At 46.9% G+C, this 12,277-nt stretch carries 11 protein-coding genes; 9 read left to right on the top strand and 2 right to left on the bottom strand.

Features of this window, described 5'->3' with window-relative positions:
* Positions 1-85: 85 nt before the first annotated feature.
* From LY387_RS13610 to tnpA, 4 genes are all read left to right on the top strand, one after another.
* The gene (locus LY387_RS13610) at positions 86-1,024 is read left to right on the top strand and encodes a TIGR01212 family radical SAM protein (protein ID WP_234494493.1); all 939 of its coding nucleotides are present in this window, start codon (positions 86-88) and stop codon (positions 1,022-1,024) included.
* 68 nt (positions 1,025-1,092) lie between these two features.
* Positions 1,093-3,441 carry an aerobic respiration two-component sensor histidine kinase ArcB gene (gene arcB, locus LY387_RS13605; protein WP_234494492.1) on the top strand — a complete coding sequence of 783 codons (2,349 nt, stop codon included), beginning with the start codon at positions 1,093-1,095 and terminating at the stop codon, positions 3,439-3,441.
* Entirely contained in the window at positions 3,441-3,911 is a 471-nt protein-coding gene (locus LY387_RS13600; RefSeq protein WP_234494491.1) for a hypothetical protein, read from the top strand. The genes arcB and LY387_RS13600 overlap by 1 nt, the downstream gene beginning before the upstream one ends.
* A 168-nt stretch (positions 3,912-4,079) precedes the next feature.
* Entirely contained in the window at positions 4,080-4,526 is a 447-nt protein-coding gene (tnpA, locus tag LY387_RS13595; protein WP_042473647.1) for an IS200/IS605 family transposase, read from the top strand.
* Between the two features lie 79 nt (positions 4,527-4,605).
* Here tnpA and arcA read toward each other — a convergent pair whose 3' ends face one another.
* Positions 4,606-5,322 (bottom strand): two-component system response regulator ArcA, encoded by a 717-nt coding sequence (gene arcA, locus LY387_RS13590; protein WP_234494490.1) that lies wholly within the window; start codon positions 5,320-5,322, stop codon positions 4,606-4,608.
* Between the two features lie 329 nt (positions 5,323-5,651).
* Between arcA and LY387_RS13585 the strand changes: the two genes are divergently transcribed.
* Together LY387_RS13585 and LY387_RS13580 are read left to right on the top strand one after the other, a co-directional pair.
* Positions 5,652-6,044: a DUF3293 domain-containing protein gene (locus LY387_RS13585; RefSeq protein WP_234494489.1), complete on the top strand. Its 393-nt coding sequence runs from the start codon at positions 5,652-5,654 to the stop codon at positions 6,042-6,044.
* A 97-nt stretch (positions 6,045-6,141) separates the two neighbouring features.
* Positions 6,142-6,624: a putative 4-hydroxy-4-methyl-2-oxoglutarate aldolase gene (locus LY387_RS13580; RefSeq protein ID WP_234494488.1), complete on the top strand. Its 483-nt coding sequence runs from the start codon at positions 6,142-6,144 to the stop codon at positions 6,622-6,624.
* Between the two features lie 18 nt (positions 6,625-6,642).
* On the opposite strand, the gene LY387_RS13575 is transcribed toward LY387_RS13580, so the two are convergent.
* Positions 6,643-7,116 carry a ribonuclease regulator gene (locus tag LY387_RS13575; protein ID WP_234494487.1) on the bottom strand — a complete coding sequence of 158 codons (474 nt, stop codon included), beginning with the start codon at positions 7,114-7,116 and terminating at the stop codon, positions 6,643-6,645.
* Between the two features lie 421 nt (positions 7,117-7,537).
* Between LY387_RS13575 and thrA the strand changes: the two genes are divergently transcribed.
* Genes thrA through thrC form a run of 3 tightly spaced genes read left to right on the top strand, consistent with a single transcriptional unit; the run spans position 7,538 to position 12,238 of the window.
* A complete protein-coding gene (thrA, locus tag LY387_RS13570; protein ID WP_234494486.1) occupies positions 7,538-9,997 on the top strand; it encodes a bifunctional aspartate kinase/homoserine dehydrogenase I in 2,460 nt (819 codons plus the stop codon).
* Between the two features lies 1 nt (position 9,998).
* Entirely contained in the window at positions 9,999-10,961 is a 963-nt protein-coding gene (gene thrB / locus LY387_RS13565) for a homoserine kinase (RefSeq protein ID WP_234494485.1), read from the top strand.
* Positions 10,958-12,238 (top strand): threonine synthase, encoded by a 1,281-nt coding sequence (gene thrC / locus LY387_RS13560; protein ID WP_234494484.1) that lies wholly within the window; start codon positions 10,958-10,960, stop codon positions 12,236-12,238. Before thrB ends, thrC begins: the two co-directional genes overlap by 4 nt.
* Positions 12,239-12,277 lie beyond the last annotated feature (39 nt).

The raw sequence follows: 12,277 nt of genomic DNA, 5'->3' as shown, positions 1-12,277 counted from the left end.
CTATTCATGGTTTTCTTTTGCAGGGATGTAATTAAGTTTCACGAATTAGAGTGAGATTCATTCTTATTAGTAGGTTTTTTGAGCAATGCAATTACATGAGTTGGTGAACACCATTGGACAAGATCTTCAGCGTCGATATGGAGAAAAGGTTCACAAACTAACCCTGCACGGCGGCTTTAGCTGCCCAAACCGCGATGGAACCATTGGCCGTGGCGGATGCACATTCTGCAATGTGGCCTCTTTCGCAAGCGAAGAGACCCAGATCCAGTCTATCCACGAGCAATTGACTGACCGAGCGGGTGAGGTCAAACGTGCCAAGAAATATCTGGCGTATTTTCAGGCTTACACCAGCACCTATGCCGAAGTGCAAGTACTGAAGAACATGTACGAAGAAGCGCTCAAGTACGCCGACATCGTCGGTCTGTGTGTCGGCACGCGCCCGGACTGTGTGCCAGATTCCGTTCTTGAATTGTTAGCGGGCTATGTAAAGCAGGGCTATGAAATCTGGCTCGAGCTGGGCTTGCAAACTGCTAACGATCAAACACTTAAGCGTATCAATCGTGGTCACGACTTTGCAGTTTACGACGAGATAACTAAACGCGCTCGCGCGCTTGGCATTAAGGTGTGTACGCACTTAATTGTCGGCCTTCCGAATGAAACCAAACAAGACAACCTTGAGACCCTAGAGAAGGTACTTGCGACAGGTACCGATGGTATCAAGCTGCATGGTCTTCATATTGTTGAAGGGAGCACCATGGCGAAGGCGTGGCGAGCGGGGCGTTTGGAAGCACCAACATTGGAGTTTTATCTCGATGTAGCCAGTGAAATGATTCGCAGAACGCCTGCTGAGATTGTGTATCACCGAGTTTCGTCATCTGCGCGACGTCCAACTTTGTTGTCTCCATTGTGGTGTGAAAACCGCTGGCTGGCGATGACAGAACTGGGTCGGACTCTGACGACACAAGGTGCTCAGGGCGCGCTGACTGAGAATCCGTTTATTTATCACAAACCTGTTCTCAAATAATTCGCCTTCCGTGTGCAAACTTGGGCTTAGTGATAGACTTAGCCCAGTTGTAACGCACGGAGTGCTGAATGAAACCCATCAAAAATCTCGCGCAATACTATGTCGACCTGTTGGTGAGACTCGGTATTGTTCGCTTCTCTATTATATTGGCGTTGGCGCTAGTCGCACTGGCCGTTGTCGTTCAGGTTGGTATCACCCTTGTTCTAAATGGGCGTGTCGATGATATCGATATTGTTCGCTCAGTGTTTTTTGGTTTATTGATTACCCCTTGGGCGGTGTACTTTCTCTCAGTAGTGGTCGACCAACTCGAAGAGTCTCGTCAGCGCCTTGCTAAGATGGTTTCCAAACTCAAAGAAATGCGTTCACGCGACCAAGATCTTAACCACAAGCTTCAGCAAAACATCCGCAAGCTCAACCAAGAGATCGAAGAGAGGCAAAAAGCCGAGGAAGCCCGTGAAGAGGCGATGAAAGATCTTGAAAACGAAGTCTTTCAACGTGAACGTACTCAACTAGAGCTGGCAGAGCGTACGGCTTTGCTGCGCTCGTTCATCGATGCCTCTCCAGACCTTATTTACTATCGTAACGCCGAAGGGGTGTTTTCTGGCTGTAACAAAGCAATGGAAGTGCTTACGGGGCGCAAAGAGCAAGACTTGGTTGGCCTCACGCCTTGGGATGTCTATTCAGAAGAGATCGCCAAACAAGTCGTGGAGACCGATCATAAGGTAATGGGTGATAACCAAGCCCTCACCTATGAGCAGTGGCTTGAGTATCCAGACGGTAAAAAATGCTTCTACGAGCTTCGTAAGGTGCCGTTTTACAGTAAAGATGGCCGTCACTTAGGCTTGGTTGGCTTTGGTCGTGACATTACTGAACGTAAGCGTCACGCAGAGTCGCTGGAGAAAGCGAGTCGAGATAAGACAACCTTTATCTCTACCATCAGCCACGAACTGCGAACGCCACTTAACGGCATTGTTGGCTTGAGTCGTATGCTGCTGGATGGACAGCTTAACCACGAGCAGCGCAAGCAGCTACAGACCATCAATGTCAGTGCGATTACTCTTGGTCATATCTTTAACGACATTATCGATATGGATAAGTTTGATAGACGCAAACTTGAGCTCTTCCCTGAGCCATTAAACTTTGAAGATTTCGTTACGGAGCTCGAGAGCATCTCTGGATTGATGGCCGAGCAAAAAGGGCTGCGCTTTGATCTGGAACGACTCACGGATCTACCTGAAGGAGTCGTCGTCGATGCTACGCGACTGCGTCAGGTTATCTGGAACTTGGTGAGCAATGCGATGAAGTTCACCAAGCAGGGCGGCGTAGTAATGACGATCAGCGCCGATGTCGAAGACAATCGCGCCCATATCACCATTGAGATTGAAGATACTGGTATCGGTATTCCGCAAAAAGAGCTCGATAAGATCTTTGCCATGTACTACCAAGTAAAATCGGGCAAAGACAACTTACATGCGGTGGGAACCGGTATCGGTCTCGCCGTATCCAAGCAGCTTATCAAAATGATGGATGGCGATATCACCGTCGACAGTGAAGAAGGCTTTGGGAGCACCTTTACTGTTACGATCAACGTGCCTTGCGCGGACGAGGTGCAATTAGCTCCTGTTGAGGTGAAGCGCCAAGGCAGTCTACGTATTTTCTTGCTTGAGGATATCGAGCTCAACATTACCGTTGCTCGCTCTCTACTCGAGAGTTTGGGGCATACGGTAGAAGTGGCGATGAGTGGCGAGGAGGCGTTGGCTGACTTCAAACCGGGTGATTACGATCTCGCGCTACTCGATATACAACTGCCGGATATGACAGGATTTGATGTTGCCCAAGGTTTCAGAGAGCGCTATCAAACCCTACCGCCATTAGTCGCGTTAACGGCGAATGTTCTTAAGGACAAACAAGAATATCTTACTAAGGGAATGGACGATGCCATCAGTAAGCCGCTTAGTGTGAAAGCACTGACGGAAGTCATCAATAAGTTTCACGGTGAGGATGAGCAAACAGAGGAAACACCGCAGGAGGTTGCAGTGGAATCAAACATCAATAATGAAGTATTTACTCGTTTGTTAGATTTAGACATGCTGGAGTCGTATGTCGATATTGTTGGTAGTAAACCCGTGCTTGATAGCATCACTATGTTTGAAGATATGATGCCAGGCTACATTGAGATCCTAGACTCAAACATGACCGCCAAAGACCAGCCAGGTATTGCCTCTGAGGCGCACAAGATCAAGGGTGCAGCCGGGTCTATCGGTTTGAAGCGCATTCAGTCTATTGCACAAAAAGCTCAATCCCCAGAACTGCCTGCATGGTGGGAAAATATCGAAGATTGGGTTGAAGAGATTAAAAACGAATATCAAAATGATATTCAGATACTAAAATCGTGGTTGGAAAGTAAGGAATCATAATGAAAAAAGTTGTTACCGCACTTGCACTCTCTATTGCGTTAGCGGGCTGTGCATCATCTCCTGCAACCGACTCAGCTATGTGGGCGTCGAGCAATACAGCGATGGTCGAGCAGCAAACTGTTAGCCTCAATTCGAACCTATGGATTGATATGATGCCAAAAATTGGTGAGACATCGGCGTTGGTGAAAGAGCAAAACCTTTATGGAGCCCTAAACCTGAGTACGGATAACCAACTTCCGGCTGATATGGATGTGTCTATGGTTGTGCTTAAGCAAGGCGATATGACATGGGAATTCGAAGGCAGTGACTTTGAGCTTCGTAACCATTCAGAGAGTCAATGGGAAGTCGCCTTTAACTGGCAGCTAGAGGTGAACATCACCAAACCTGTCGATGTGGCCGTGCAGCTGATCGATGGTGAAAACAAAACTTGGTTGGTGAGCAAACAGGTGAATATCGACACGGTTTACTGATTTTCCTCACAGCAGATGAAAAAAGGGACGCGTGATGCGTCCCTTTTTATTTTCTAACCCTAAACCACCTTCTAGGAAGGTGGTGATCGTCCATTAGGGCTTTGCCCGAAGGGCGCTCATGTTCAAGATATCCAAGTTTGTAACCAGCAAATCAAGGAGAAAAAGAACATGAGCAGATATGAATCCGCTTCACACGTATATTACAGGTGCCAGTACCACATAGTTTGGACGCCGAAGTACCGACTCAAAATACTCAAGGGTAACTTGGGCAAAGAGCTGTACCGAAGTATCTATATTTACAGTAACATGAAAAACTGCAAGGTTGTAGAGTTGAACGTTCAAGTAGATCACGTCCACTTGGTTGTGAGAATGCCACCAAGTTTGAGTATTTCAAAGTATATGGGATTTGTTAAAGGACGGACAGCGATAAGGTTGTTCAACAAATTTCCGTATCTAAGAAAGCAGAAGTTATGGGGCAATAAGTTCTGGCAGCGTGGTTATTTTGTTGATTCGGTAGGAATGAACGAGGAAATAATCAGAAGATATGTCAGGCACCAAGATCGTGTGGGAAAGGAAGAAGAAGAGCGTCAGATGCATCTAGGGTTGAGTAACTAAAAGTTAGCCCCCTTCTAGGGGGCCATTCAAAGCCACCTGCTCAGCAGGTGGATTATTTACTTGGCTAAGAAAGAGTGAATTACTCTTCTAGATCACCACAGAAGCGGTAACCTTCACCGTGAATCGTTGCAATAATTTCTGGCGTACCAGACACTGATTCAAAGTGCTTACGAATACGACGGATAGTTACGTCTACGGTACGGTCATGTGGCTTAAGCTCACGACCCGTCATCTTCTTAAGAAGATCCGCACGAGTTTGGATCTTGCCTGGGTTCTCACAGAAGTGCAGTAGAGCACGGAACTCAGAGCGTGGCAGCTTGTAGCTGTCGCCGCTAGGGCTCACTAGAGAACGACTGTTGATGTCTAGAACCCAACCGTTGAACTCGTACTTCTCTACGCTACGCTTTTCTTCAGTCGCTGCATTGTTGCTCATTGAGCGAGTTAGCAGGTTGCGAGCGCGGATAGTCAGTTCGCGTGGGTTGAATGGTTTAGTGATGTAGTCATCAGCACCAATCTCTAGACCAAGAATCTTATCTACTTCGTTGTCACGACCTGTTAGGAACATTAGAGCAACGTTTGCTTGCTCACGTAGTTCACGCGCTAGAAGTAGACCATTCTTACCAGGAAGGTTGATATCCATGATAACTAGGTTTACAGAGTTTTCTGATAGCACCTGGTGCATTTCTTGACCGTCGCTGGCCTCGAAAACAGCATATCCTTCTGCTTCAAAAATGCTTTTTAGGGTGTTACGGGTTACTTGCTCATCTTCAACAATAAGAATCTGCGGGCTTTGCATCGGCGGTACCTAAATTAAACTTGTGATAATTCTGTCGCTAGTAGAATAAATTCTAGGCAAAAAGTTAACATATAGGTAATGTTTCTTGGAGGTTTTACTCACCATCATCGAAACAGTTACGTGTTACGTCGCCATCCATGATGTTGCCAAAAAACGAGAAATCCCTTTAATCTCTTATTATTCTGCTATGTCATTGAGGCGAATTCTATAATGTTAACAGCATGCTAACAATGGTCAAATGTTAATTCCTTGCAGTTTGTTGATTTAAATCAATAGCCGCTTTGTAACAAATATTAATAGTATTGGGCAGAGGCTAAAATTTGGATAGTATGAGTATTGATGCACGACTCTGGCGTGCCTATTCAAACATTGCGATGCGTTTTCTCAGTAGGTGGGAATGCAGCAGTTACGCCATCATTACGGCTTGCAACCCCAGAAGCCAAAAGCTTTCAGACGAAGCTAACTGCATAAAAAACCGAATGCTAGAGCAAGACTTACAAGGGTTTCACTATGGGCGTGTTAACGTCGGTGACCCAAGCTTTGGCTGGGTTGAAGCGAGCTTTTCGGTTGATATCACCTTATTGCAAGCCTGTGAGTTAGCGCAAAAATATGAGCAAAATGCCATCTATTGGGTAGAAAATGGTGTACTGTTTTTGGTCTCCTGTGATGAGAACCGAACACAACAGAATTTAGGCTTGTTGAGTCAGTATGTGTGCGACTAGCACCCTGACTGGGCAGGTGGAAACGGATTTTACTTTACATGCTCTTTAAAGACACAGGCACTTTTTTGTGGCTACTGAGCTATATCACGGAGGAAACATGAGAGATATCACACCTGATATTTGTGACCAACACGAAGACAAAGTGATGCTGCTGAACTTACCACTGCAAAACTTTGGACAACGCGCTGCCTTTTGGGGGGAGATAGTGACGGTTCGTTGCTATCACGACAACTCAATGGTGCGTGAAGTGCTCGGACACGATGGAAAAGGGAAAGTACTCTTTGTTGATGGCAATGGTTCTTGCGCCAAAGCACTGCTTGGAGATCAGTTGGCGATCATGGCTATTGAAAATGGCTGGGAAGGCATAATCGTGAATGGCGCTATTCGCGATGTGGCGGCCATGTCTGAAATGGATCTTGGCGTAAAAGCGCTCGCAGCTTGCCCATTTAAGACAGAAAAACGTGGCGCGGGTCAGGTGAATGTCACGCTGACGATGAACAATCAGATTGTTCAACCTGGTCACTATATTTATTCTGACTGGAATGGTGTGCTGGTAAGCAAAGAAAAGCTGGAATTTTAGTGTTGCAGTAACACTGGATTAGAAACGGAAACCTAGACCGACCTCTACGCCCTGTTGTACCTTTTCAAAATCAAAGGTCGCGTGAACGTCTAGGTTTTCGGTTAATCTCATTCGGCTCGAAATCTCAGCCGCCATGCCGCCTTGAGTCTCATTATTCTCTTCATATTGATAACCACGCAGCGTACTTTTCACCGAGATACGGTCTGAAACCTGATAATTCACACCACTCAAAAAACCGCTGTCATTGGACAATTCTGAGTTGTTAAGGCGCGCACCGATATAAACGTCGAGCGAATCAAATACCGAATACGAGTAACCACTGTCAATATTCCAAACGTCAAATGAGTCTGCACTGCTAGACTTGCTACCCGAAGACATAAAGAAATTATGAGGCGATTGGTTGTGTTGAGATGGGAGCGCTGGAAGCTCTACCGCAAGAGAAGAACCACAAAACAACAGAAACGGCAAAGCGTATAAAGACACTGCTTTCATAGCACCACTCCTTGGTTGTTGTTTTTATAGTTTATTGATTTCTAATTAAAGCACAGAATCTAAGCAAAAAGTTGTAAAACTATATAGCATTTAGTTATGTATAAAGATCCTAACTGCATATAAATGCGACATTATTCGTTTCTATGCTTTTGAGAATAAATCGCACGATAAGCAACAAAAGTACAAATTTTGATTGACTAATCGCCAACAAATGCGGTACACGTATGGGTAAGCACATAAGAGAAATTGAAGCACAACCTATTATGTTTAATCGCCAGCACGTAGTAATGACCACCACCATTATTATTACCGACATTATCGTTGGGGCAGGCTGGTAGACGAAAGAAATTCAAAAACAAGGCCTGTATCCCCAAGATACGGGCCTTTTTTTTACCTGTTTTGAGTATTTCGGGAGGAAAGGATGCGAGTACTAAAATTTGGAGGCTCATCGTTAGCAGATGCAGACCGTTTCTTAAGAGCGGCGGACATCATCGCTAATAATGCCCAGCAAGAAGATCTAGCTGTGGTGCTATCAGCACCGGGTAAAACCACCAACAAGTTAGTGGCAGTTATTGAAACTGCACTGAAAAACAATGAAGTTGAACTGCAAATCTCTGAGCTAGAAACCTCATTCAATGAGTTATTCTCGGATATTAAGAAAGTCCTCCCGAATATCGACAGCACGGATTTTGATAACCAAGTCAAAACATCGCTGTTCCAATTACATCAGTTTGTTCATGGTATTCGCCTGTTGGGTACATGCCCTGATCACGTGAACGCTCGCATCATCTCTAAAGGTGAGCGCATCTCAATTCAGCTCATGAAAGCTGTGCTTGTCGCGAAAGGCCAAGCGGCGGATCTTATTGATCCTGTGAAGTACCTATTTGCCAACGGCGATCATCTAGAAGCTATGGTAGATGTAGAGGTCTCTACTCAAAACTTCCAAGCTAACCCGCTTGCTGAAGGTGTTGTACACATCATGCCTGGTTTTACAGCAGGTAATGCGAAAGGGGAGTTGGTGACATTAGGTCGTAATGGTTCAGACTACTCTGCCGCTGTACTTGCTGCGTGCTTGCGAGCAGATTGTTGTGAGATTTGGACTGACGTTGATGGTGTTTATAACTGTGACCCTCGATTGGTTGATGACGCGCGCCTTCTGAAATCGCTAAGCTATCAAGAAGCGATGGAGCTCTCTTACTTTGGTGCTTCGGTTCTTCACCCGAAAACCATTGCTCCTATTGCCCAGTTCCATATCCCATGTCTGATTAAGAACTCCTTTAACCCACAAGGTGCAGGTACGCTAATCGGTCAGGACACAGGCGAAGACAATCTGCCAATCAAAGGTATCACTACGCTTTCTAACCTCATCATGGTGAACGTATCAGGTCCTGGTATGAAGGGCATGGTAGGTATGGCAAGCCGCGTATTTGGCGCGATGTCATCGGCAGGTGTCTCTATTGTTCTTATTACCCAGTCTTCATCAGAGTACAGCATCAGTTTCTGTATCGAAGAAGAAGACAAGCTAGAAGCTGAGCGCGCTCTTAGTGAAGCGTTCGAGCTTGAGCTTAAAAATGGTCTGCTAGAGCCTGTAGAGTTTATGGACGACGTTGCTATCGTAACGCTGGTCGGCGATGGTATGCGTACTTCTCGCGGCGTTGCCTCTCAGTTCTTCTCATCACTGGCAGAAGTTAATGTGAATATCGTTGCGATTGCACAGGGCTCTTCAGAGCGAGCTATTTCAGCGGTTATCCCTGAAGATAAAATCTCTGAAGCCATCAAAGCCTGTCACGAGAACCTATTTAACTCTAAGCACTTCCTAGATGTGTTTGTGGTTGGTGTTGGCGGCGTCGGTGGTGAGCTGGTGGATCAGATCCAAAGACAGCAAGCGAAACTGGCTGAAAAAGGCATCGTTATCCGCGTATGTGGCCTAGCAAACAGTAAAGGTGTGCTGCTTGATGGTAATGGTCTTCCGTTAGAGCAGTGGCGTGACCGTATGGGTGATGTGAGTGAGCGATTCACTGTTGCCGGTCTTGCTGCACTGGTACAGCGCAATCACATCATTAACCCAGTGTTGGTTGATTGTACGTCTAGCGAAGACATCGCGAATCAATACGCTGAATTCCTAGCCGCTGGCTTCCACGTAGTGACGCCAAACAAGAAAGCGAATACAGCAAGCATGTCATACTACCATCAGCTTCGCGACGTGGCTCGCAGCTCTCGCCGTAAGCTGATGTATGAAACAACAGTAGGTGCAGGTCTACCGGTTATCGAAAACTTGCAGAACCTGATTGCTGCGGGTGATGAACTTGAGAAGTTCAACGGCATCCTGTCTGGCTCTCTATCATTCATCTTCGGTAAGTTGGATGAAGGACTAACGCTGAGCCAAGCAACCAATGTAGCCAAAGATAAAGGCTTTACTGAGCCGGACCCACGTGACGATCTCTCTGGTATGGATGTCGCGCGTAAGCTACTTATTCTCGCTCGTGAAGCTGGCATGGCACTGGAGCTTGAAGATGTTGAGGTTGACCAAGCCCTACCACCTGGCTTTGACGATTCTGGTTCTATCGATGAGTTTATGGCTCGTCTGCCAGAAGCAGATGCTTATTTCAGCGAGTTGGTAGAAAACGCTGCGAAAGAGGGCAAAGTATTGCGTTATGTCGGTGAGATCGCCGATGGCAAGTGCCGCGTTCGTATTGCAGCTGTCGATGAAAACGACCCGATGTTTAAGATCAAAGACGGCGAGAACGCACTGGCCTTCTACAGCCGTTACTATCAGCCAATCCCACTGGTACTTCGCGGTTACGGCGCAGGTACAGAAGTGACGGCTGCGGGTGTCTTCTCTGACGTGATGCGTACGTTAGGCTGGAAACTAGGAGTATAAGATGAGTGATAGCGTTGTCGTTTATGCGCCTGCCTCGATTGGCAATGTAAGCGTTGGCTTTGATGTGTTGGGCGCGGCGGTATCACCTGTTGATGGTACCCTGCTTGGCGATTGTGTTGAGGTAAGACTGGGCGATAAGCCATTCGACCTTGCCACCAAAGGCAGCTTTGTTGATAAGCTGCCAAGCGATCCAAAAGAGAACATCGTTTACGATTGCTGGAAGGTTTATGCCCGTGAGCTAGACAAAAAAGGTGTGGTACTCAAGCCAGTCTACATGACGCTTGAGAAGAACATGCCGATTGGTTCTGGACTCGGTTCTAGCGCCTGTTCTATCGTAGCTGCGCTCGACGCACTGAACCAGTTCCACGGTAATCCACTGAATGAAACTGAGCTTCTTGCGCTAATGGGTGAGATGGAAGGACAAATTTCTGGTGGCATCCATTATGACAATGTGGCACCTTGCTACCTAGGTGGCGTGCAGTTGATGCTCGAAGAGCTAGGTATCATCAGCCAAGAAGTACCATGTTTCGACGAATGGTACTGGGTTATGGCTTACCCAGGCATTAAGGTGTCGACTGCAGAAGCGCGTGAGATCCTACCATCTCAATATCGCAGACAAGATATCATTGCTCATGGTCGCCACTTAGCTGGGTTTATTCACGCTTGCCACTCTAATCAACCTGAGTTGGCAGCGAAGATGATCAAAGATGTCATCGCCGAACCTTATCGCGCTAAGCTACTACCAGGGTTTAGCAAAGCTCGTGAATACGCTGCGACAGCGGGGGCACTAGCAACAGGAATTTCAGGCAGCGGCCCGACGCTCTTTAGCATCTGCAAAGACAAAGATGTCGCGGACAGAGTGGCTCGCTGGCTAGAAGAGAATTACGTACAAAATAACGAAGGATTCGTCCATGTTTGTCGCCTCGACAAGCAAGGCTCGAAGGTAACAGGAAGTAAGCTATGAAGCTGTACAACATCAAAGAGAACGACGAGCAAGTCTCGTTTGGCCAAGCCGTTCGCCAAGGCTTAGGTCGCAACCAAGGTCTATTTTTTCCATCTGAGCTGTCAAAGTTCGATGATGTAGACGCACTATTGGCTGAAGACTTTGTCACGCGTAGCGCAAAGATTTTGTCTGCGCTGATCGGTGATGAGCTTCCAGCTGAGAAAGTCAATGAGTTGGTCGACAATGCATTCCAATTCCCAGCGCCTATCAATCAAGTTAAAGATGGCGTGTACGCGCTTGAGCTTTTCCATGGCCCGACGCTGGCGTTTAAAGACTTCGGTGGTCGCTTTATGGCTCAGTCTTTGGCGGCAGTCTCTGATGGTGGCAAGATCACCATCCTTACTGCGACTTCAGGTGATACGGGTGCGGCGGTTGCTCACGCGTTTTACGGCATGGAAGATATTAATGTTGTTATCCTTTATCCAAAAGGTAAGATCAGCCCGCTGCAGGAAAAACTATTCTGCACACTAGGCAAGAACATCCACACAGTAGCAATCAATGGCGACTTCGATGCCTGTCAGGCACTGGTTAAGCAAGCCTTTGACGATGCAGCACTGCGTGAAGAGATCGGCCTTAACTCAGCGAACTCAATCAACATCAGCCGTCTGATGGCGCAGATCTGTTACTACTTCGAAGCGGCATCTCAGATGTCTAAACAAGAGCGTGAGAACCTAGTTGTATCGGTTCCAAGTGGTAACTTTGGTAACCTAACGGCAGGTCTATTGGCGAAAGCACTGGGTCTTCCTATCAAACGCTTCATTGCGGCAACCAACGCTAACGATACGGTGCCTCGCTACCTAGAAACGGGTGAGTGGGATCCTAAACCAACGGTTGCGACAACCTCAAACGCGATGGACGTAAGCCAGCCAAACAACTGGCCACGTATCGAAGAGCTATGCCAAATCAAAGGCTGGGGGCTGGATACGCTAGGCAAAGGCATGGTGACGGATGAGCAAAGTGCGGAATCTGTACGTGATCTCAACGCGCAAGGCTACCTATGTGAGCCACACGGCGCTATCGCGTACCGACTATTGAACGAGCAACTTCAAGAAGGCGAAACGGGTCTATTCTTGTGTACTGCTCACCCTGCGAAGTTTAAAGAGGTCGTGGACGATATTCTTGAGTCAGACATCGAGCTTCCAGGACCACTCGCAAAACACGCTGCAATGGAGCTGTTATCAAAAGACCTTGATAATGACTTCGATGCACTAAAAGCAGTATTGCGCCGAGTTCAGTAACTCGAATAGCGAAAATACCAATGCCCAAGCTAGTAGACA

Source organism: Vibrio maritimus (assembly GCF_021441885.1).
GTDB classification, from domain to species: Bacteria; Pseudomonadota; Gammaproteobacteria; order Enterobacterales; family Vibrionaceae; genus Vibrio; species Vibrio maritimus_B.
This window is presented reverse-complemented; position numbering and strand designations above follow the sequence as displayed.